Here is a 21,323-nt window from a genome sequence, read left to right as displayed (position 1 = left end):
CTCGATGGCAGGAGCGTTGTTGCCCGGTGCGTTCGGCAATTAGCCAGTGGTCCTCCCCATGGCCACCCTCTGGTGACACAGGCCGCGATGAACGTCGTCATGGACTTCGAGGACACCGGCTGCCGGGCACGGTTCCTCATCCGGGACCGCGACGGCAAGTTCCCCGCCCTGTTCGACACGGTCCTCAAGGGCGCGCGGATCGACGTCGTGCTGACCGGCGTCCGGATGCCGCGCATGAACGCGCTCACGGAACGCCGGGTACAAACCTGCCGGCACGAGCTGCTGGACCGCACCCTGATCTGGAACCAGCACCATCTGCTTCACGTCCTGCGCGAGTTCGAGCAGCACGACAACTCCCACCGGCCCCACCAAGGCATCGCAGACGCCCGCCCGCTGCACCCCCTGCCTCCGCCGATCACCGACTCGGACGCCTTCACCCACTTGACGTACGACGGCGCGACCGCCTCGGCGGCACCCTCCACGAGTACCAGCATGCGGCCTGACCTGCACAGACGAGATTCTCGGACGGGACAGGGAACAGTTCACCGAACGCGACCGCACCGGGCAGCGGGCACGGAGCTCGAACTGCGTGAGGATCAGGCGGCCTTGAGGCGCGCCGCGATCGTCAGTGCGCGCTGCGCCGGCCAGCGGTCATGGCCCGTTCCAGGTCGCATGCCGTCGTGGGCAGGGCCAAGAAAGTCCCGTGACTGACGCGGGCGTTGCCCTTTCACCTTGTCCTTGGCGTTCCCAGGCCTCGCCTGCGCCGTTCAGGCTGATGCAGGTGCCGGGAAGTGCGTTCGCGGAACTCGGCGAGGGTCTGCTCCACACCGGCGATGGTCAGACGCCAGAAATCCCAGCCGTCGATCTTGTTGCTGCCGGTCGCGGCCCTGGCGGCGGTGGTCGGGGTGCGCCAGGGGCGGCCCCGGACGTTGATCTGGCCCTCGCGGTTCAGGACCGCCTGTGGACCTTCTGCCCGTGAGGGTGATGCCGGCCTTCAGGTCGTCCGGGTCCAGATGTTCCAGCAGGTCTTGCAGGTCGACTCGGGAGCATGCCGGGTCGACGGCGGGTGTGGGCGTCGCTGCGGCTGTGGTGGGCACGACGGCGGGCCGGTCGCAGGCGCGCTGCAGGGCCAGGGCGGCTGCCGAGCTGTACGGCGCCTTGGGCCCCACCTTGTCGTCGATCAGAGGCTGGATGGCGGGATCGTCCCCGTAGCGGGCGCGCATGCCGACACCTCCCGCACGAGGCGGCTGCGGAGAACAAGGTCGTAAAGATTGCTGGATATTTGGCGCGTTCATGTGGAGATACGGCGTGGGCGGGTGGTTGATGCGAGGGAGGCAGAGGCGGGTTTCGCTGCTGTCGTAGGGTCGGTGGTCGAGGACTGGGCGCTGGGACCGGTTCCGTCGCGAAGGACAGGAGCTGAGCGATGGCAGGTGTCCCTGAGGCTTCGCCGGGTGAGCCGCGGCTGAGGCGGGTGCCGCCGGACTGGGTGGAGGCGGCGCGGATGGAGGCGGTGCGCCGCTACGACATCCTCGACACCCCGCCCGACGGGGCGTTCGACCGGGTCGCGGCGATGGCCGCCCGCCTGTTCGATGTCCCGGTGGCCAGCGTGACGATCGTCGATGCCGATCGGATCTGGTTCAAGGCCGTCCACGGCCTGGAAGGGGTCGCGGAGATCGGCCGGGACCCGGGATTGTGCGGGTCGGCGATCCTGCGCGATGACGCGCTGGTGATCCCCGACACCCTCACCGATCCGACCGCCTGCACCAATCCGCTGGTCACGGGCCCTCTGGGGGTGCGGTTCTACGCGGCGGCGCCGATCATCACCGCCGACGGCCACCGGCTGGGCACGGTCAACGTCCTGGACACCAAACCGCGTCTGATCACCGAGGCCGACACCGAAACCCTGGCCGACCTGGCCGCGGTGGTCCTGGACGCCATGGAGCTGCGACTGTCGGGTCTGCGGCTGCTGCGCGAGGAACAGGAACGCCGCAAGACGCAGGAGGAGGCGCGCACGCGTGCCGAGCGGGACACGGAGGCGATCACCGCGTTCGCCACCACCCTCCAGCGCACCCTGTTGCCTCCCGTGCTGCCGCCGATTCCGGGGCTGGAGCTGGCTTGCCATTATCAGACCGACTCGCCCCGGGACGTCGGCGGTGACTTCTACGACGTCTTCTCCCTGGGCGGACAGCGGTGGGCGTTCTTCCTCGGGGACGTGTGCGGCAAGGGCGCCGAAGCCGCCGCAGTGACCTCGCTGACCCGCTACACGCTGCGCGCAGCCGCCCAGCACCACGACGACCCCACCGAAGTCCTCGACGCCCTCAACAGCGCCCTGCTGCTCGATCCCTCGATGGGCAGCCGGTTCTGCACCTGTGTCTTCGGCACCCTGCAACCCGCCCGGGGCGGCGGTTTCACCGTGAGCGTGGCCACGGGAGGTCATCCCCCCGCCCTCCACATACAGCACGGCGATGACGGCGCGATGGTGGTGAACGGGGTACGCCCCAAGGGCGGCATGCTCGTGGGCGCACTGGAAGGCGCCCGGTTCGCCTCCCACACCTTCCACCTCGCCCCGGGCGAGGGCCTGCTGCTCTACACCGACGGGCTCACCGAGGGCCGCCTGCCGGACGGGACCATGCTGGGTGAGGAAGGCGTGGCCGCCTTCCTCACCACCCGCACCACCCCGGACGCCGGCCGCCTGATCGAGGACACCATCGCCCTCATCGCCGGCCTGCCCACCGGTCCCGGTGACGACGTCGCCCTGCTCGCGCTGTCCGTACCCCTGGCACCGGCCACTGAGCAGACGGCCGCCGTATCGACGGCCGGTACTCTGGCCACGCCCGTCGCCGGCGCCGCCCGCGCCGACCAGGAGCGCTGACCCGTGACCGACGACCTCACCCTCACCACCACCCACACCGACGGACACCTGGCGGCCCTCTGCGTCGGCGGAGCCATCGACACACAGACCGCTCCCGCCTTGCGCAAAGAAGCACTGGACCTCATCGCCCAAGGACACCCGCACCTGATCCTGGACCTGACCGGGACCACCTTCTGCGACTCCTCCGGCTTCAACGCCCTGATCGGCATCATGCGCTGCGCGATGGCCGCAAACGGCTCGCTGACCCTGGCCGCAGTCCCCGACCGCCTGTCCCGAATGCTCGATCTCACCGGCCTGAGCACCCTCATGCCGTCCTACCCCAGCACCGAGGCCGCGATGAACGCCCGCCTCCCCACCACGCCCGAGCCCGCCTGACCCGTCCAATCCAGCCGCCCGATCCAACTTCGCTGACAAACCGTCCACGTTCAACGGCAGAGGACAGCCGCGCAGAGCTCGGAGACGATCTCGAAAGAGGTGTAACGGACCAGGTCAAGGTTGTGGCCAGGGTTTGCGGTTGACCGTTGACCACTTCCTCAGCCGCGCCGGACTGAGCCGGGGCCTGCCCACACTCGGTCTGCGTCTGCGCCGCCTCGACGTCGCGAGACCCCTGAGCGACGCCCCTTCAGCTTTGTGACCCATGCCACATGCCCTTCCTGTCAGCAATCGGGGCGCTGTTCCGCTCAAGTCACCGAGAGCAGCGAACAGACAGGAGCGACACATGAAGCACCGCATCGTCGTCCTCGGTGCCGGTTATGCCGGGGCCTACGTGGCCGGGACCCTGGCCCGCCGGCTGTCCCCGCAGGACGCCGGGATCACCGTGGTCAACGCCGAGCCGGACTTCGTCCAGCGGCTGCGGCTGCACCAACTCGCAGCCGGCCAGGCGATCGACGCTCCGGAACTCGCCGACGTCTTCGCGGGCACGGGGATACGGCTGCGCTTGGCCCGTGTCACCGCCGTCGACCCCGAGCGCCAGGTCGTCGCCGTGGCCGACGCCGACGGCGGCGGCGAACTCGGCTACGACACGCTCCTCTACGCGCTCGGCAGCCACGCCGCCGACCACGGTGTTCCCGGAGTGGCCGAGCACGCCTTCGACGTCAGCAGTCGTCCGGCGGCGCTGCGCCTGCGCGAGCGCCTGGACAGCCTGAGCAGGAGGGACGAGGACGGGAGTGTGCTGGTCGTCGGCGACGGGTTGACCGGCATCGAGACCGCCGCCGAGATCGCCGAATCCAGGCCCGGTCTGTCGGTAGCGCTGATCGCGCGCGGCGAGCTGGGCGCCCCGCTCTCCGCCGGAGCCCGCAGCCACCTGCGCCGGGCCTGCGACCGGCTGGGCATCACCGTCCTGGAGCACATCAGCGTCGAAACCGTCGAAGCGACGCGGGTGCTGTGCTCCGACGGCATGGCCCTGGCGTCCGACGCGACCGTGTGGACGGCCGGGTTCGCGGTCAGCCCCATCGCCGCCGCCGGCGGGCTGGTGGTCACCGAGAACGGTCGGATCGTCGTCGATCGCACCATGCGGTCGGTCTCGCACCCGAACGTCTACGCCGTCGGCGACAGTGCCTACGCCATCGGCGACAACGGCCGCCCGCTGCCGATGTCCTGCGCCTCGGCCGGCTACACCGGCATGCAGGCCACGGCCGCGATCGTGGGGCGCTTGACCGGCCGCAAGATCCCGGACACCAAGCTGGAGTACTTGGGCAACCACATCAGCCTCGGGCGGCGGGACGGGATCCTGCAGATGGTCGATGACCAAGGGCAGGCGAAGCCGAAGTATGTGGGCGGCCGGAAGGCCGCGCGGATCAAGGCGGGCATCCTCAAGATGTCGCTGTGGACCACCTCGCACCCGACCTTCGGCCTGCCCAAGCGCAAGCACCACCTGGCCGCCGTACCGGATGCATCAGCCGAGAGGATGGTCGCGTAGCCGCCTGATGAGGATGGTCCGCGTGGACAGCACCGCCACTGATCGCTTTGACACCAGCCGGTTCGAGGCCAGCCGGAACCGGCTGGCCTCGCTGGCGTACCGGCTGCTGGGCTCCGCCGCCGATGCCGAAGACGCCGTGCAGGACGCGTTCTTGCACTGGCAGGCCGCCGACCGGCAGCTGATCAAAGTGCCGGAAGCATGGCTGACCAAGGTCGTCACCAACTTGTGCCTCGACCGGCTCCGCTCGGCACAGGCCCGCCGCGAACGCACCGTCGGCGCCTGGCTGCCCGAACCGCTCCTGGACGGCGACCCGATGCTCGGGCCGGCCGACACTTTCGAGCAGCGCGAATCGGTCTCCCTGGCCGTGCTGACTCTCATGGAACGCTTGTCACCGCTTGAGCGGGCCGTCTACGTCCTCCGCGAAGCGTTCTCCCACCGCCACGCCGAGATCGCCGAGATCCTCGACATCACCGAGTCCGCGAGCCAGCAGCACCTCCACCGGGCCCGGCACCGCATCACTGCCGGGCGCCCCAGCGGCGGCGAAGCCGACCCGGCATCCGCCCGCAGGATCGTCGAGGAATTCCTCGCCGCTGCCTCCTCGGGCCGCACCGAACGCCTGGTGGCGCTGCTCACCGCCGACGCGACCGCGATCGCCGACTCCAACGCCGCCGGCCCGGCCAAGACGCTGCTGCAGTACGACACTCCGCAGCGCATCGCCGCCATCGCACGAGCCGGTTTCAGACCCACACCCGCGAAACGGCGACTCGCCGGCGGCACGCCCGCCGTCCACTACGCGCTCGTCAACGGCGGGCCCGCCATCCTCTTCGTGCTCGGCGATCAGGTCATAGGCGCCGTGACGTTCGACGTCACCGACGGCAGGATCTCAATCGTGCGCGGCATCGCCGCCCCCACCCGCCTCGTCCGCCTGACCGAAGTCTGGCGGCACCGCGGACCGGACATCCCACTCATCACCCAGTGGTGACCCAACACCGACCGCGGCCAGGCACAGTGCCCAGGTTTCCTAGGTGGTCACTGACCCCCTGTAGACAAGGGTGCGAGTAGTTGCGGTACAGAAGGTGCCGCCGCGATTGATCTTGCTGGAGCCGGCCCACCTCATCGGCGCTTCGAACTGACGGGGCACGGCACCAGCGCGCAGCTCGCGCAGGTCCGGGATGTGGTTGTAGAGGGTGCCCGGCGCGACGCCCAGCAGCTTGGCGACCGAGGTGATCGAGCGGCTGGGGTCGGACAGTAGATCGCATGCGGCGCGGATGACTTCCTCGGCGGCGACGCTCGGGCGCCCGCCGACCCGGCCGCACTCGCGGGCGGCCGCCAGGCCCTCGTTGGTGCCGACGACGATGAGCTCGCGGATGAACTCGGCGAGGGCTGCGAAGACGTGGAACTGGGTTTCTGTGACCCGCCCGCCGCGGTCCCGGGCTCCGAGGTGGTCGGCCATACCGCGGTTCCCCCGGCCTGGGCGGAGTGGGTGGAGCGGTGGCACGCCACCACGACCATGACCGTGTGCAGGAGCAGGGTCTGGCTGGGTGACACGATGTTGTCGGCGCTGCCCTGCGCCAGCATGAAGGCGGGATCCGCGCTGTCAATATAAGTGACCGGATTGGCGGCCTTGGCGGCGGCAGGGTCGTCGGCGATGGTCTTGCCGCTGTTCTTGCCGTTGACGAACTGTGCCTCGGTGATCGTGGCGGTCCGGTGCTCCTTCTGGGCCGCCTCGTCGAAGTCGGCGGCGACCTTGGGTAGGTCGGACAGGCCGTACTCGTCGACGACAGCTTGCACGTCACTGCTCTGGTCGAGGTCGGCACCCTTGTCGAACTCCTTCACCCCGTTGGTGGTGCCGACCATCGCCGCGAGCCAGCGTCCGGCGGACTGACCCCCACGGCTACGTTCGCGGCGTCGTAGCCGTACGCGTGTGCGCGCAGGAACCGGATCGCGGACTTGGCGTCGACGACCGCGTCGGAACAGATGCCGTCCTCCAGGCCCCGATAGACGATGCTCGCCACCGCGTACCCCTGCTGCGCGAGGTACGTCTGCACGCCGGTCGCGCCGCCGCCCTTCATGGGGGTGTGGAAGCCGCCGCCGGGAATGTTAACGACCAGCGGCTTGTCGCCGCTGCCCTGCGGGATCAGCAGGTCGACGGGGTCACTCCTTGGCGGATGTTCCACACCCTGCGCCATCAGGACCCGGTCTCCGCCGACTTCCCCATCAACGTCCACGCCCGTCTCACAGACCCCACGGAAGAGCGCAGGTCGGAGTGCATCCGACCTGCGCTCTCCGGACTCTATGGACGTTTCAGAGCCCCCACGGACGGCAGGTAAACTCCGTACACGTGACTTCCGCTCCCGCCAAGCCCCGCATCCCCAACGTCCTCGCCGGACGCTACGCCTCCGCCGAGCTCGCCACGCTCTGGTCGCCCGAGCAGAAGGTGAAGCTCGAGCGTCAGCTCTGGCTCGCCGTGCTGCGGGCCCAGAAGGACCTCGGGATCGAGGTGCCCGAGGAGGCCCTCGCCGACTACGAGCGGGTCCTGGACACCGTCGACCTGGCCTCCATCGCCGAGCGCGAGAAGGTCACGCGGCACGACGTGAAGGCGCGGATCGAGGAGTTCAACGACCTCGCCGGGCACGAGCAGGTCCACAAGGGCATGACCTCCCGGGACCTCACGGAGAACGTCGAGCAGCTCCAGATCCGGCTCTCCCTGGAACTGATCCGCGACCGCAGCGTGGCCGTCCTGGCGCGCCTGGGCAAGCTGGCCGGCGAGTACGGCGAGCTGGTCATGGCCGGCCGCTCCCACAACGTGGCCGCGCAGGCCACCACCCTCGGCAAGCGTTTCGCGACCGCGGCGGACGAGCTGTTCGTGGCGTACGGCCGGGTCGAGGAGCTACTGGCCCGCTACCCGCTGCGCGGCATCAAGGGCCCGGTCGGCACCGCGCAGGACATGCTGGACCTGCTGGGCGGGGACGCGTCGAAGCTGGCGGAGCTGGAGCAGCGCATCGCCTCTCACCTGGGCTTCTCGCAGGCGTTCACCTCGGTCGGCCAGGTCTACCCGCGCTCGCTGGACTACGAGGTCGTCACCGCGCTGGTGCAGGTGGCCGCGGCCCCGTCCTCGCTGGCGAAGACGATCCGGCTGATGGCCGGGCACGAGCTGGTGACCGAGGGGTTCAAGCCGGGCCAGGTCGGCTCCTCCGCGATGCCGCACAAGATGAACACGCGGTCCTGTGAGCGCGTCAACGGCCTGATGGTCATCCTGCGCGGCTACGCCTCGATGACCGGCGAGCTGGCGGGCGACCAGTGGAACGAGGGCGACGTGTCCTGCTCGGTGGTGCGCCGGGTCGCGCTGCCGGACGCGTTCTTCGCGCTCGACGGTCTCCTGGAGACCTTCCTCACCGTGCTCGACGAGTTCGGCGCGTTCCCGGCCGTCGTCGCGCGCGAGCTGGACCGCTACCTGCCCTTCCTCGCCACCACCAAGGTGCTGATGGGCGCGGTGCGCGCGGGCGTCGGCCGTGAGGTCGCGCACGAGGCGATCAAGGAGAACGCCGTGGCCTCCGCTCTCGCGATGCGCGAGCAGGGCGCCGAGCGCAACGAACTCCTCGACAAGCTGGCCGCGGACGAGCGCATTCCGCTCGACCGGGCCGGACTGGATGCGCTGATGGCCGACAAGCTGTCCTTCACGGGCGCCGCGGCCGACCAGGTCGCCGTCGTCGTGGGCCGGATCGAGGAGATCGTCAAGCAGCACCCGGCGGCCGCGGGCTACGCGCCGGGGGCGATCCTCTGACCCGGTTCACCCCGGCGGACCTGGAGGCCGCCCGCGACCGGCTCGTGCCGGATGTCGTCGCGGACGGCCTCCGCGTGCTGTTCTGCGGCATCAACCCCGGGCTGATGACGGCGGCGACGGGCCATCACTTCGCCCGCCCCGGCAACCGGTTCTGGCCGGTGCTCCATCTGTCCGGCTTCACGCCGAGGCTCCTGAAGCCGTCGGAGCAGCAGGAGTTGCTGTCGTACGGGCTCGGGATCACCAATGTCGTGGCCCGGGCGTCCGCGCGGGCGGACGAGCTGAGCGCCGAGGAGTACCGCGAGGGCGGGCGGCTGCTGGCGGAGAAGGTGGCGCGGCTCGGGCCCCGCTGGCTGGCCGTGGTGGGAGTCACCGCCTACCGCGCGGCCTTCGACGACAGGAAGGCCCAGGTCGGCCCGCAGGAGCGGACGATCGGGAACTCGCGTGTATGGGTGCTGCCCAATCCGAGCGGACTCAACGCGCACTGGACCGCGGCGACGATGGCGGAGGAGTTCGCCCGGCTGCGGGTGGCGGCGGAGCGCGGCTAGCGGGTCACACCGGGTCGATGTCCGAGGCCACGGCGAGGACGTGGACCTCGTCGGTCTCGTCCCGGTAGCCCACGGCGAGGGCGATCCAGCGGTCCGAGCCGGGGGGCTGCCACAGGTCCAGGTCGTCCGCCACGGAACTCGTCGTGGCCCAGGGTTCGGGTATCTCGTCGCCGCGCTCGCCGTGCACCCGGAGCGTGCCCATCCCCCAGAGCGGCTGCTGCCTCCCCCAGCGGTCGTCCAACTGCTGCGCTATGGCGCTCTTCAGGGCGTAGAAGTCCGCCACGGCCGCCATGCGCCGCGCCGCGTCACCGGTCCGGGTCTCGTGGCTCACCGCTAACGACTCGATGCGGTAGCCGGGTCCCGCCCCGTAGGGAACCGGCTCGCCGTCCGCCGCGGTCAGGTCGCGGGCGCACAGCGAGTCGATCGCGGCGAGGTACTTCGCACTGTCCATGTGATCCAGTAAACCGGCCGCCACTGACAATTGGCGGGGCGTCAGGCGACTTGGGGTCAGGCGTCCCGGTGTCGCACGCTCCAGGCGCGCGCGGCCAGGGCGGCGAGGGGCCAGGCGGCGGTCACGGCGAGTCCCGTCCACGGTCCCAGCGGACCCTCGTGCGTCTCGTACAGGATGATCTGTCCCGCCCGGTCCGGCATGAAGCCGGTGGCGCCACCGGCCCCATCGCCGATCACGAACGAGACGACCAGAACGAACGGGATCAGGAGCGAGAGCGCCGCCACCCCACTGCGCAGCGCTGCCGCGAGACCGGCCGCCGGCAGTGCCATCGGGGTGAGGTAGATCCCGCAGCCGACTACGAGGCGCTGTGGGCCGGTGCCGACGGGTTTCTGCTGAAGCGGGCCCGGCCGGCCGAGATCGTGCACGCCGTGCGGCTGGTCACCGAGGGCGAGTCGCTGCTGTTCCTTGCCTCGGTACGGCAGCCGGCCGCCCAGTACGGCGACAAGGCGGCAACCGGTCGGCCCGGGCCGCGATGGAGCGGGCCCGGCTGACCGAGCGGGAGGCCGAGGTGCTGCGGCTGATGGTGCGCGGTCTGTCCGGCGCGGAGATCGCCGCGCGGCTGGTCGTCGGCACCGAGACCGTGAAGTCGCACGTCAGCGCCGTCCTGGCGAAGCTGGGGGCGCGGGACCGCACCCAGGCGGTGATCGCGGCGTACGAGTCGGGGTTCGTGGCGCCGGGCTGAGCCGAGCGGCCCGCCTGGGCGTGTGACGTATCTCCCGGCCCGGCACTGCCGACGGGGCGTTCGGCCGAGTACGATCCGCCCAACACGCGCACGAGCTGGGAGGACGGACGTTGGGGCGACTGACCGGCGGGGACCCCTCGCTCCTGCGAAGGATCAATTCCGCGGTGGTGCTGCATGCCCTGCGTGCCACGGACTGCGCGACGCTGACCGAGATCACCCGGGTGACGGGCCTGTCCCGGCCGACGGTCGAGGGGGTCGTCGAGGGGCTCATCGAGGGCGGCCTGGTGGTCGAGAAGGCGGCGGACGAGAGCGTCGCCCGACGACAGGGGCGGCCCGCGCGACGGTTCCGGTTCCGGGCCGAGGCCGGGCATCTGCTGGGCCTCGACATCGGGCCGCACCGGGTCGCCGCGCTCCTGTCCGACCTCGACGGCCGGGTGCTCGGCGCCGTCGCCAAGGACGTCGACGAGACGGCCCCTGCCGACGAGCGCCTGGAGCGGCTGCGCACCGCGGTCGCCGAACTGCTGCGCCGGGCCGGCGTCGCGCGCGACTCCCTGTGGGCCGTGGGCGTCGCCTCGCCGGGCATCGTGGAGGCGGACGGCACCATACGGCTGTGCGCGGCGCTGCCCGGCTGGACGGGGCTGCGGCTCGGCGAGCGGCTCAGCCGTTCCTTCAAGTGCCCGGTGCTGGTCGAGAACGACGCCAACGCGGCCGCCGTGGCCGAGCACTGGAAGGGCTCCGCCACCGAGTCCGACGACGTGGTGTTCGTGCTGGCCGGGCTGAGCCCGGGGGCGGGTTCACTGATCGGCGGGCGGCTGCACCGGGGGTACGGCGGGGCGGCCGGGGAGATCGGCGCGCTGCATCTGCTGGGCAGCGAGGTCAGCCCGGAGACGCTGCTGTCCACCACCGACGAGCCCTTGCACCCGCTCGACGAGCAGGCCGTCGCCGAGGTCTTCGCGCAGGCACGCGAGGGCGACCAGCGGGCCCGGGCGGCCGTCGACCGTTTCATCCAGCGACTCGTCCACGACGTGGCCGCGCTCGTCCTGGCCCTCGACCCGGAACTCGTCGTGGTCGGCGGCTGGGCTGCCGGTCTGGACGGCGTACTGGAGCCGCTGCGGCGCGAGTTGGCCCGCTACTGTCTGCGTCCGCCGAAGGTCGCCCTGTCGCTGCTCGGCGAGGCGGCCGTGGCGACGGGTGCGCTGCGGCTGGCCCTGGACCATGTGGAGGAGCAGTTGTTCGCCGTGGAGGGCACGGTCACGGCACGGCGCTGAGCGGTCCGGTGCCGGCGTCGCGGTGCCCCGGACACACGTCCGGGACACCGCCGTATCGCTCAGGAGGCCTGGCGTTCGGGGTTCTCGTGGATCTCCACCGCGCCGGAGTCCCCGAAGGTCAGCCGGCAGGTGTCCGCGCGGTAGGTGGCCACCGAGACCGCGGCGGTGCGGCCCCCGGCCAGGTAGCGGGTGGTCACGACGAGCACCGGGGCGCCGGGCAGTCGGTCCAGTTCCTTCGCGTCGTCCGCGCGGGCCGAGCCGAGTTCGACGGCGTTCTCCCGGCTCTCCAGCTCCAGGCGCTGCAGTTCGCGCAGCACCGCACGCGCGCGTGCCGCGCCCGACGGCGCGTCTATGGCGGAGAGCTCCGGCACCGACGCCTCGGGGATGTACAGCAGTTCGGCCGCGACGGGCTGGCCGTGGGTCATCCGGGAGCGGCGCACGGTGTGCACCGGCTGCTCGCGGTCGGTCCCGAGTGCGTCCGCGACGGACGCGGGCGGCACCGCGGCGGCACAGTCGACGGTCTGCCAGTCGTCGCCGGCCGCACCGGGCCAGGCGTGCTGCTCGGAACCGACGGCCACGCCCACCCGCGGCGGCGCGACGGTCGTCCCGACACCGCGGCGGCGCTGCAGCCTGCCTTCCAGCTCCAGCTGCTCCAGGGCCTGGCGGAGCGTGGCGCGGGCGACACCGAAACGGGCGGCGAGATCGCGCTCGTTGGGCAGGATCTCGCCCACGGAGAATTCGGAGTCCAATGCCTCACTGAGCACGGTCTTGAGATGCCAGTACTTCGGTTCCGGCACCGATTCGAGCTGCGTGGTCCCCACCCTTGCCTCCGCAATCGCCGTGGTCCGGCGGCGTTTTAGCGCCCTTGTTTATTAAAGGTTGTTGCACTTCTCTGCGACCATAGGGCGGCACCCCCCCTTGGTCAAGACCAATCCTCGATCCCCTGCAGGCCGCGCGGACGTGATGCCACACAGCGTTCATGAGGCTGTCAGACAACGGACAGGGCGCGCAGCTTGTCCGGGTTGCGGATGATGTAGACGGACTGGATACGGCCGTCCAGGATGTCCAGCTGGAAGACGGAGTCGGGCTTTCCGCCCGACAGGACGAGCACCGCCGGCCCGCCGTTGAGCTCCAGGAAGCGCCAACCGAAGTCCGGGACACCCCTGTTGGCGACGCCGACGATGAAGCGGCCCACGTGGTCGGCCGATTCCAGGACCCGCAGCGGCGCCTTGGCCTTGCCGCCGCTGTCGCCGACGAGCCGGACGTCCGGGGCGAGCAGCGACATCAGCCCCTCCAGGTCGCCTCCGCCCGCGGCGGCGAGGAAACGCTCCGTCAGAGCGCGGCGCCGCGCCGGGTCCACGTCGTAGCGCGGCCGTCGTTCGTCGACGTGCCTGCGGGCCCGCCCCGCGAGCTGCCGTACGGCGGGTTCGGCACGGTCGAGCATGGCGGCGATGTCGGCGTAGGGGTACCCGAAGGCCTCCCTGAGGACGAACACCGCCCGCTCCAGCGGTGACAGCGACTCCATGACGACCAGGACCGCGAGGGAGACCGAGTCGGCGAGGACGGCCTGCTCGGCGGTGTCCGGGACGGTGTCCCCGAAGTCGGTCACGTACGGCTCGGGCAGCCAGGGGCCGACGTACGTCTCGCCGCGTGCCTTGACCTGGCGCAGCCGGTCGATCGCCAGGCGCGTGGTGACGCGGACCAGGTAGGCGCGCGGTTCGCGCACCTCGCTCCGGTCGGCCGCCGACCAGCGCAGCCAGGCTTCCTGCACCACGTCCTCGGCGTCGGCGACGCGCCCGAGCATGCGGTAGGCGACGCCCAGGAGGACGGGACGGTGCTCTTCGAAGACATCGGTCTCGGTGTCAGTGGCCACGGGTTCATCCCAACGCAGACGCCGGGTGGTGTCCAGGCGGTTATGAGCGCGTGGCGGACCCGTGGACCGGCAGGGTCTACCCGCCAGTAGCAATTGCTGACAAGCTGTCTACGGCGCGGCCGCCGCGCGTCATCGCCCCAGCCCCCGTGAGTCGCCGTCAAGGAGCCCTCATGTCCGCCACCGTCTCCTTCAAAGTCCCCTCCCCCGAGGGGCCGCAGCCCGTGACCGTCTCCTACGCGCGCGTGGGCCGCGGTGAGCCGCTGCTCCTGCTGCACGGCATCGGACACCACCGGCAGGCCTGGGACCCGGTGGTGGACATCCTGGCGACCGAGCGCGACGTGATCGCCGTGGACCTGCCCGGGTTCGGGGCGTCGCCGGGGCTGCCCGAGGGGCTGTCGTACGACCTGGCCACCACGACGTCCGTGTTCAAGGCGTTGTGCGAGGCCCTCGAACTCGACCGCCCGCACGTGGCGGGCAACTCCCTGGGCGGGCTGCTGGCCCTGGAGCTCGGCCGCGCACAGCTCGTGCGGTCCGTCACCGCGCTGGCTCCCGCGGGGTTCTGGTCGCAGGCCGAGCGGCGCTACGCGTTCGGGGTGCTGCTCGCGATGCGGCGCATCTCGCGGCGGCTGCCGCTGCCGCTGGTCGAGCGGCTGTCGCGCAGCGCGACCGGCCGCACGCTGCTCACGAGCACCATCTACGCCCGCCCGGGCCGGCGTTCACCCGAGGCCGTGGTCGCCGAGACGCTCGCCCTGGCGCAGGCCACCGGGTTCGACGAGACGCTCCGGGCCGGTACCGCCGTCCAGTTCGGCGACGACGTCCCGGGGTTGCCGGTCACGGTCGCCTGGGGCACCAGGGACAGGGTGCTCGTGCGCCGGCAGGGTGTGCGGGCCAAGCAGATCATTCCCCGGGCCCGGCTCGTGCGTCTGCCCGGCTGCGGCCACTGCCCGATGAACGACGACCCGGCCCTGGTCGCGCGGGTCATCCTCGACGGCAGCCGCTGAGCCGTTCGGCCCGCGGCTCAACGCCCCTGATCCGAGGGCGACTCCGGCGCCGACCAGGGCGCTGCCCACGGCCTGGGCGGTGCCGTAGGAGCCGGTGCCGACGAGGGGCGCGGTGGCGGCGGCCGCGACCGGGATGAGGCCGGAGAACAGCGTGGCGCGCTCGGCGCCGATCCGCTGCATGCCCATGTACCAGCACACGAAGCCGACGACGGTGACGACCGCCGCCTGCCACAGCAGCGCGGCGGTCTCGGTGGTGTCGGGGCGGCGCAGCCACGCGGTGCCGTCCAGGAGCACTCCGGCCGCCGCGGCCTCGACGGCGGCGACCGCGCAGACGGTGGCGGACAGCAGCCGTGGCCCCAGGGGCCGCAGCACCGGTACGGCGAGCACCGCGAAACCGACCTCGCCGGCCAGCGCGCACACCGAGAAGGCGAGACCCGCGCCGTCGGTACGGCCCCAGCCCTGGACGGCGAAGGCGCCGACGGCCACGAACAACGCGCCCCGCAGGACACGGCGTCGGGGCCGGCGTCCCTCCAGCAGCGGGACGAGAACGGCCACCAGGACGGGGGCGCAGCCCACGAGGACGCCGGGGACGGCCGGTTCCGCGGTGCGTTCGGCGGCGATGACGGCGAGGTTGAAGCCCACCATGCCCACGGCGGCGAGCAGCGCGAGACGCGTCCACTGGCGGGACGTGAGGGCGCGCAGCCGTGCCGCGGCCCCGCTCGCGGCCAGGGGGACCAGCAACAGCGCGGCGAGGCCGTAGCGCAGGGCCTGGCCGCCCGCGTACGGGTAGTCGCCGAGGAGGCTGTTGGCGGTGAAGGACCCTCCGACGAGGACGCAGGCGAGCGCGGCGAGGAGTGAGCCGCGCGTGGTGGTGGCGTTCATGGGGACGACGCTAGAGAGCGCCGCGGCCCGGTTTAAGGTCCAGTGGCATGACGTCATCGGGGACCAATCCGCAGCAAGGGCCGCAGGACGACCGCGTCGGCTCGGCCGCCTGGGAGCTGCTCCTGCCCGCCGTCTCCGCGCCGGCACGCACGCGTGGCCGTTCCCTTCAGGCGGCGCTGAGGGAGGCGGTTCGGTCCGGGCGGCTCGTGCGGGGGACCCGGCTGCCGTCGAGCCGGGACCTGGCCGCCGACCTCGGGGTGTCGCGCGGGCTGGTCACCGAGGCGTACGAACAGCTGACGGCGGAGGGCTATCTGCGCAGCGGCCGCGGGGCCGGCACCTGGGTCGGCGGTGCCGTGCGGGCCACCCGGCCACGCGCGCGTGACCTGGCCCCGCGCACCGCGGGCACCCGCGCGGACTTCGTCGCGGGGACGCCCGACCTGTCGTTGTTCCCGCGCACCGCCTGGGCCACCGCCCACCGGAGCGTGCTGGCGGAGCTGCCGCACCAGGACCTCGGCTATCCCGATCCGCGCGGGCTGCCCCGGCTGCGCGCCGCGCTGGCCGAGCTGCTGACACGCCGCAGGGGTGTGGTCGCCGATCCGGAGCGGATCGTGGTCGTCTCCGGCGTGGCCCAGGCGACGACGCTGCTCGGATTCGCGCTCCACGCGCGCGGATTGCGGACGGTCGGCGTGGAGGATCCCGGGAGCCCCCAGCACGACTCCCTGTACGCGGCGGCGGGTGTCACCACCGTTCCCGTACCGCTGGACGAGGACGGGATCTGCGTCGGGTCCCTGCGGGATTCGGGCGTGCGCGCCGTCGTCACGACGCCCTCCCACCAGTTCCCCACCGGTATCGCCTACTACGCGCGGCGGCGCACGGAACTGCTCGACTGGGCGCGCTCCGTCGACGGCTTCGTGGTGGAGGACGACTACGACGGCGACTTCCGTTACGACCGGGCGCCCGTGGGGGCGCTCCAGGGACTCGATCCGGACCGTGTCGCCTACGCGGGATCGGTGAGCAAGTCCCTCGCTCCCGGGCTGCGGCTCGGCTGGCTGCTGGTGCCGCAGACGCTGGCCGACGAGGTCGTCGAGCGCAAGCGGACCATGGATCTCGGCCATCCCACGCTCGACCAGGCGCTGTTCGCCCGGTTCGTGGAGCGCGGCGACTACGACCGCCAACTGCGCCGCTGCCAGCGCGCCTACCGGGAGCGGCGCGACACGCTGGTCTCCGCGCTGGACGAACACCTGCCCGGCACGGAGGTGTCCGGGATCGCAGCGGGGCTGCATGTCATCGCCGCGCTGCCACACCGGTACGGCCCCCAGGGGACGTTCCTCGCCCGCCTCGGCGCGGCGGGCGTGGCCGTCCGTCCGCTGACGGACTACGCACACGCGCGTGCCGAGCCCGACGACGAGAAAGGCGTGCGGCTGGTCCTGGGATACGCGCACCTGCCCCCGACGCGCATCCGGGACGGCGTACGACTGATGGCCGAGGCCGCCCGCGGCTGAGCCGCGCCCTCGGGCACACGGGTTCCCCTGTTCCCGCGGCCGGTTGTTCACCTGGGGTTCGCGTGTGCGCCGCGATGGCCCCGTAGTTGTGGCAGCGCACACCGGCCGGATCCCGTCCCTGGAGGCGCCTCCATGTCACACCGTCCGTTCCCCGGCCGCCGCGGCGTGCTGCGCGGCTCCCTGGCCGCGTCGGCCGCCCTCACCCTGCCCGCGATGTCCGCAGCCGCACCTGCCTTCGCCCTCTCCGGGCGCCCCGGGGCGGGCTGGGGAGTGCAGACGGGAGACGTGACCTCCGACTCCGGTCTGGTGTGGGTGCGTTCCGACCGTCCGGCCCGGATGATCGTGGAGACCTCCGCGACGGAGTCGTTCCGCAACCCCCGCAGATGGCACGGCCCGCTGCTCGGCGCGGACACCGACTTCACCGGTACGACCCGGCTGCGCGGTCTGCCGTCGGGCGAGCAGATCCACTACCGCGTGCTGCTGGCCGACCCGGACGACCCGCGCCGCACCGGCGAGCCGGTCGCCGGCACCTTCCGCACGGTCTCCCCCAAGCGCCGGGACGGGGTGCGGTTCCTGTGGTCCGGCGACCTCGCCGGGCAGGGCTGGGGCATCAACCCCGACTTCGGCGGCTACACGATCTACCGGGCGATGGCCGAGCTCGACCCGGACTTCTTCCTGTGCAGCGGCGACAACATCTACGCCGACGGCCCGATCGCGGCGACCGCCGCCCTGCCCGACGGCAGCACCTGGCGGAACATCACCACCGAGGAGAAGTCCAAGGTCGCCGAGACCCTGGCCGAGTTCCGCGGCAACTTCCGCTACAACCTGCTCGACCACCACCTCCGGACCTTCAACGCCCAGGTGCCGTCCGTCATCCAGTGGGACGACCACGAGGTGCGCAACAACTGGTACCCGGGCCAGACGATCCTCGACTCCGACGCCCGCTACACCGTGAAGAGCGTCGACGTGCTCGCGGGCCGGGCCCGGCGCGCGTTCAGCGAGTACTTCCCGGTCTCCACACTGCGGCCGGGTGCCCGGGAGGGCCGGGTGTACCGGGTGCTGCGGCAGGGGCCGCTGCTCGACGTGTTCGTGCTGGACATGCGGACGTACCGCAACGCCAACTCGCCCGACGACCAGACCGTGGACCCGCAGGGCATCCTCGGCCGGGAGCAGCTGGAGTGGCTCGAGCGGGAGCTGTCGCGCTCGCGCGCGGTGTGGAAGGTGATCGCCTCCGACATGCCGCTCGGCCTGGTCGTGCCCGACGCCACGGAGGGCAGGGCGAACATCGAGGCGGTGGCGCAGGGCGATCCGGGCGCCCCGCTCGGACGTGAGCTGCAGATCGCCGAGCTGCTGCGGTACATCAAGCACCGGCGGATCACCGGCACGGTGTGGCTGACCGCCGACGTCCACCACACCTCGGCCCAGCACTACCAGCCGTCGCGGGCCGCGTTCACCGACTTCGAGCCGTTCTGGGAGTTCGTGTCGGGGCCGCTGAACGCGGGTGCCTTCCCGGCCAGTGCGCTCGACGGCACCTTCGGCCCCGAGCGGGTGTTCGTGAAGGCCCCGACCGCCTCGAACGTCTCCCCCGCGGGCGGCTACCAGTTCTTCGGCGAGGTCGACATCGACGGCCACAGCGGTGAGCTGACGGTACGTCTGCGCGAGCAGGACGGCACGGTGCTGTTCACGCGGGTGCTCCAGCCCGGCCGGGTGGGCCAGTGACCTCTCGCCGACATCGCTCACGACTGAACCATTGAAAATGGTACAAAAAAGCGCAGAACCACGCTTAACCGATCAGTCACAAGGCGTTCGTGATCACGCAACACCGTTCCTCCACAGTGGCTGTATGACTCGAGACATGTCTGATGTGACCCGTGCGAAACACGGTCGCCCCGTGCACCACTGGCGGCGCGACGTCATCGAACTCGCCGCCCTGTTCACGGCCGTCGCGGTGGCCGACACCGTGGCGAACCTGATCGGGCACGGCCCCGACGGCACTGCCCTGCTGGTGATCTCGGCGGTGGCCCTGGCCGCCACGGCGGGCTTCCACACCTGGTGGGCACGCCGCCACGGTCACGCACCCCCGACGGGTGATACCGGCGCCGGGCCGCTGCCCGAGGGGGAGCGGGCCGGGCCTGCCGACCGGCCGCCGGTGACCTCGGACCCGGTGGTCACGGAGAGCACGCTGTGGCGGATGCGCACCACGGTCAAGGACGAACCGGGCTCCCTGGCCGCCCTGTGCACGGTCCTCGCCGGGCAGCGGATCGACATCCTCAGCCTGCAGACCCACCCGCTGGCGACGGGCACGGTCGACGAGTTCCTGCTGCGCGCCCCCGGCACGCTGGAGGGCTCCGAGATCACCCGGGCCGTCGCGCGGGCCGGCGGCTCGGACACCTGGATCGAGCGGGCCGACACGCACGATCTGGTGGACGCCCCGACCCGGGTGCTCGGCCTCGCCACCCGCACCGCGCTGGACGCGGCGGAACTCCCGCTCGCGCTCAGGCAGTTGCTGGGCCGCAGCACGATCCGGTCCCTGCCGGCCACTTCGACGGGAGGGGCTCAGGGAGTGCCCGTGGAAGGGGTTCTGGAGGACACCGTGATGCGGTTGCGGGCGCCGGAGGGCGGAGTGATCACCGTGGAGCGGCCGCATCTGCCGTTCACACCGACGGAGTTCGCCCGGGCCCGGGCCCTGGTCGAGCTGGACGCCCGGCTCGGTCCGCGGGTGCCGCGCAGCCAGGACGTGATGACGCTGCCGGAGGGCCGGGACATCACCGTCCGGCGTGCCGACACCGGTGACCTGGAGGCGGCCCGGGCGATGCACGAGCGGTGCTCGTCGCGGACGCTCACCATGCGGTACCACGGGCCCGTCCGGGACGCCGACCGGTATCTCAACCACCTGCTCAGTCCTCGTTTCGGCCGCACCCTCGCCGTGCAGACCGCGTCGGGGCGGATCGTGGGACTCGGGCATCTGCTGTGGGACGGCGACGAGACCGAGGTGGCCCTGCTCGTCGAGGACGCGTGGCAGCGGCGGGGCATCGGGAGCGAGCTGCTGGAGCGGTTGGTCGCGCTGGCTGTCGAGGCCGGGTGCGAGAGTGTGTACGCCGTGACCCAGTCGTCCAACACCGGGATGGTCGCGGCGATGCGGGGGCTGGGACTCCCCCTCGACTACCAGATCGAGGAGGGGACCCTGGTGATCACCGCGCGTATCGCCCGGCAGCAGGAGGCAGAGCCTGCTATCGGAGTCGCCGAGCCGCAGGCCGACACAGCTCGGCGTCCCTGACCGGGCGCTCCAGTGCTGCGTCCAGATCCGCCCACAGGTCCTCGACGTCCTCCAGCCCCACCGACAGCCGGAGCAGTCGATCGCCCACGCCCGCGCCCCTGCGGTCGTGAGCGTCCACGACGCGGTGGCTGATGGAAGCCGGATGCTGGATGAGGCTGTCCACACTGCCCAGGCTCACCGCCGGGGTGATCAGGCGAACCCGGCTGATCACCTCGTGCGGATCGCCGTCCACCTCGAAGGCGATCATCGCGCCGCCGATGCGCGGGTAGTGGACCCGGGCGACACGCGGGTCGGCCGCCAGGCGGCGGGCGAGTTCGGCGGCGTTCGCGGACGCCGCCCGCACCCGTACCGGAAGAGTGGCGAGACCTCGCAGCAGGAGGTAGCCGGCCAGCGGATGCAGGACGCCCCCCGTGGCGAAACGGACCTGCCGCAGGTGCCCGGCGAACTGCTCGTCGCACGCCACCACCCCGGCCATCACGTCCCCGTGGCCGCCGAGATACTTGGTGGCGCTGTGCAGCACGAGGTGGGCGCCGAGCTCCGCGGGACGCTGGAGCACCGGTGTGGCGAAGGTGTTGTCCGCGAGGAGGGGCACGGAGCCGCAGGAGTGCGCCAGGGCCCGCAGGTCGATCTCGGCGAGGGTGGGGTTGGCCGGGGACTCGACCAGGACCAGGCCGGTGTCCGGGCGCAGCGCGTCGGCGACTCCCGCCGGGTCGGTCCAGGTGACCTCGGTGCCGAGGAGTCCAGCGCTCAGGAGGTGGTCGCTGCAGCCGTACAGGGGACGTACGGCCACCACATGGCGCAGGCCCAGGGAGGCCCGTACGAGGAGGACCGCCGTGAGCGCGGCCATGCCGCTGGCGAAGGCGACCGCGGCCTCGGTGTTCTCCAGGCGGGCCAGGGCGGTCTCGAAGCGGGCGACGGTCGGGTTGCCGAGGCGTCCGTACACCGGCGGGCCCTCCGGCTCGGCGCCGGTGGCGGCGAAGGCGTCGATGCGGGCGGCCTCGCCGCGGCTGTCGTAGGACGGGTAGGTCGTCGACAGGTCGATGGGCGGGGCGTGCAGTCCCTGGCGGGCGAGGTCGTCGCGGCCGGCGTGGACGGCCTCGGTGGCCAGTGCTCTGACCGGCGTACGAGAGGCGGTGGAGGTGCGCGCTGAGTCCATGCCCGCAAGGGTGAACACCAACCGGCTTCTACGGGGAGAAGCCCGTGCTACG

The 21,323-nt window shown here is 71.9% G+C and carries 17 protein-coding genes and 4 pseudogenes; 13 read left to right on the top strand and 8 right to left on the bottom strand.

Annotated elements, in window-relative coordinates; genetic code table 11:
• Positions 1 to 87 precede the first annotated feature (87 nt).
• From ACGFWE_RS21115 to ACGFWE_RS21095, 5 genes are all read left to right on the top strand, one after another.
• Positions 88 to 711: an integrase core domain-containing protein gene (locus tag ACGFWE_RS21115; protein WP_393600881.1), complete on the top strand. Its 624-nt coding sequence runs from the start codon at positions 88 to 90 to the stop codon at positions 709 to 711.
• Positions 712 to 1,423: 712 nt separating this feature from the next.
• Positions 1,424 to 2,872: a PP2C family protein-serine/threonine phosphatase gene (locus ACGFWE_RS21110; protein ID WP_393600879.1), complete on the top strand. Its 1,449-nt coding sequence runs from the start codon at positions 1,424 to 1,426 to the stop codon at positions 2,870 to 2,872.
• A gap of 3 nt (positions 2,873 to 2,875) precedes the next feature.
• The gene (locus tag ACGFWE_RS21105) at positions 2,876 to 3,247 is read left to right on the top strand and encodes an STAS domain-containing protein (RefSeq protein WP_393600877.1); all 372 of its coding nucleotides are present in this window, start codon (positions 2,876 to 2,878) and stop codon (positions 3,245 to 3,247) included.
• A 343-nt stretch (positions 3,248 to 3,590) separates the two neighbouring features.
• Entirely contained in the window at positions 3,591 to 4,790 is a 1,200-nt protein-coding gene (locus ACGFWE_RS21100; protein ID WP_393600875.1) for an NAD(P)/FAD-dependent oxidoreductase, read from the top strand.
• A gap of 13 nt (positions 4,791 to 4,803) precedes the next feature.
• A complete protein-coding gene (locus tag ACGFWE_RS21095; RefSeq protein ID WP_393601945.1) occupies positions 4,804 to 5,772 on the top strand; it encodes a sigma-70 family RNA polymerase sigma factor in 969 nt (322 codons plus the stop codon).
• 39 nt (positions 5,773 to 5,811) lie between these two features.
• Here ACGFWE_RS21095 and ACGFWE_RS21090 read toward each other — a convergent pair whose 3' ends face one another.
• Both ACGFWE_RS21090 and ACGFWE_RS21085 read right to left on the bottom strand, forming a co-directional pair.
• Positions 5,812 to 6,243 carry a hypothetical protein gene (locus tag ACGFWE_RS21090; protein ID WP_393601997.1) on the bottom strand — a complete coding sequence of 144 codons (432 nt, stop codon included), beginning with the start codon at positions 6,241 to 6,243 and terminating at the stop codon, positions 5,812 to 5,814.
• Between the two features lie 122 nt (positions 6,244 to 6,365).
• Positions 6,366 to 6,979: pseudogene (locus ACGFWE_RS21085) on the bottom strand (alpha/beta hydrolase); the annotation flags it as partial.
• A gap of 152 nt (positions 6,980 to 7,131) precedes the next feature.
• Between ACGFWE_RS21085 and purB the strand changes: the two are divergent.
• Positions 7,132 to 8,574, top strand: coding sequence for an adenylosuccinate lyase (gene purB / locus ACGFWE_RS21080; RefSeq protein WP_393600873.1), 1,443 nt, complete (start codon positions 7,132 to 7,134; stop codon positions 8,572 to 8,574).
• On the top strand, positions 8,571 to 9,119 hold the full coding sequence (mug, locus tag ACGFWE_RS21075) for a G/U mismatch-specific DNA glycosylase (RefSeq protein ID WP_352387146.1): 549 nt from the start codon (positions 8,571 to 8,573) through the stop codon (positions 9,117 to 9,119). Before purB ends, mug begins: the two co-directional genes overlap by 4 nt.
• Before the next feature lie 4 nt (positions 9,120 to 9,123).
• Here the strand turns inward: mug and ACGFWE_RS21070 are convergent, their stop codons facing one another.
• Both ACGFWE_RS21070 and ACGFWE_RS21065 read right to left on the bottom strand, forming a co-directional pair.
• Positions 9,124 to 9,570 carry a hypothetical protein gene (locus tag ACGFWE_RS21070; protein WP_352387023.1) on the bottom strand — a complete coding sequence of 149 codons (447 nt, stop codon included), beginning with the start codon at positions 9,568 to 9,570 and terminating at the stop codon, positions 9,124 to 9,126.
• Positions 9,571 to 9,626: 56 nt separating this feature from the next.
• Positions 9,627 to 9,953 (bottom strand): annotated as a pseudogene (locus tag ACGFWE_RS21065) (ABC transporter permease); the annotation flags it as partial.
• On the opposite strand from ACGFWE_RS21065, the pseudogene ACGFWE_RS21060 reads away from it, so the two are divergent.
• Both ACGFWE_RS21060 and ACGFWE_RS21055 read left to right on the top strand, forming a co-directional pair.
• Positions 9,927 to 10,312: pseudogene (locus tag ACGFWE_RS21060) on the top strand (DNA-binding response regulator); the annotation flags it as partial. The pseudogenes ACGFWE_RS21065 and ACGFWE_RS21060 overlap by 27 nt on opposite strands.
• 110 nt (positions 10,313 to 10,422) lie before the next feature.
• On the top strand, positions 10,423 to 11,580 hold the full coding sequence (locus tag ACGFWE_RS21055) for an ROK family transcriptional regulator (RefSeq protein WP_352387025.1): 1,158 nt from the start codon (positions 10,423 to 10,425) through the stop codon (positions 11,578 to 11,580).
• A gap of 59 nt (positions 11,581 to 11,639) precedes the next feature.
• Here ACGFWE_RS21055 and ACGFWE_RS21050 read toward each other — a convergent pair whose 3' ends face one another.
• Positions 11,640 to 12,401, bottom strand: a complete 762-nt coding sequence (locus ACGFWE_RS21050) for a GntR family transcriptional regulator (protein WP_393600871.1) — start codon at positions 12,399 to 12,401, stop codon at positions 11,640 to 11,642.
• Between the two features lie 167 nt (positions 12,402 to 12,568).
• A complete protein-coding gene (locus ACGFWE_RS21045; protein ID WP_352387029.1) occupies positions 12,569 to 13,453 on the bottom strand; it encodes an RNA polymerase sigma-70 factor in 885 nt (294 codons plus the stop codon).
• Between the two features lie 170 nt (positions 13,454 to 13,623).
• On the opposite strand from ACGFWE_RS21045, the gene ACGFWE_RS21040 reads away from it, so the two are divergent.
• Positions 13,624 to 14,454, top strand: coding sequence for an alpha/beta fold hydrolase (locus ACGFWE_RS21040; protein WP_352387030.1), 831 nt, complete (start codon positions 13,624 to 13,626; stop codon positions 14,452 to 14,454).
• Between the two features lie 93 nt (positions 14,455 to 14,547).
• Here ACGFWE_RS21040 and ACGFWE_RS21035 read toward each other — a convergent pair.
• A pseudogene (locus ACGFWE_RS21035) lies at positions 14,548 to 15,336 on the bottom strand (EamA family transporter); the annotation flags it as partial.
• 47 nt (positions 15,337 to 15,383) lie between these two features.
• Between ACGFWE_RS21035 and ACGFWE_RS21030 the strand changes: the two are divergent.
• The 3 genes from ACGFWE_RS21030 to ACGFWE_RS21020 all read left to right on the top strand — a co-directional run bounded on the left by ACGFWE_RS21030 (position 15,384) and on the right by ACGFWE_RS21020 (position 20,115).
• Positions 15,384 to 16,838, top strand: coding sequence for a PLP-dependent aminotransferase family protein (locus ACGFWE_RS21030; RefSeq protein ID WP_393600868.1), 1,455 nt, complete (start codon positions 15,384 to 15,386; stop codon positions 16,836 to 16,838).
• Between the two features lie 132 nt (positions 16,839 to 16,970).
• Positions 16,971 to 18,557, top strand: coding sequence for an alkaline phosphatase D family protein (locus tag ACGFWE_RS21025; protein WP_393600866.1), 1,587 nt, complete (start codon positions 16,971 to 16,973; stop codon positions 18,555 to 18,557).
• Positions 18,558 to 18,693: 136 nt separating this feature from the next.
• Entirely contained in the window at positions 18,694 to 20,115 is a 1,422-nt protein-coding gene (locus tag ACGFWE_RS21020) for a GNAT family N-acetyltransferase (RefSeq protein ID WP_393600864.1), read from the top strand.
• Here the strand turns inward: ACGFWE_RS21020 and ACGFWE_RS21015 are convergent.
• The gene (locus tag ACGFWE_RS21015; protein ID WP_393600862.1) at positions 20,069 to 21,271 is read right to left on the bottom strand and encodes a trans-sulfuration enzyme family protein; all 1,203 of its coding nucleotides are present in this window, start codon (positions 21,269 to 21,271) and stop codon (positions 20,069 to 20,071) included. The genes ACGFWE_RS21020 and ACGFWE_RS21015 overlap by 47 nt on opposite strands.
• Positions 21,272 to 21,323 lie beyond the last annotated feature (52 nt).

The sequence above is a fragment of the Streptomyces sp. NPDC048523 genome (assembly GCF_043199815.1).
GTDB lineage: Bacteria > Actinomycetota > Actinomycetes > Streptomycetales > Streptomycetaceae > Streptomyces.
The sequence above is the reverse complement of the archived record's forward strand: the minus strand, read 5'-3'. Positions and strand labels throughout refer to the sequence as shown.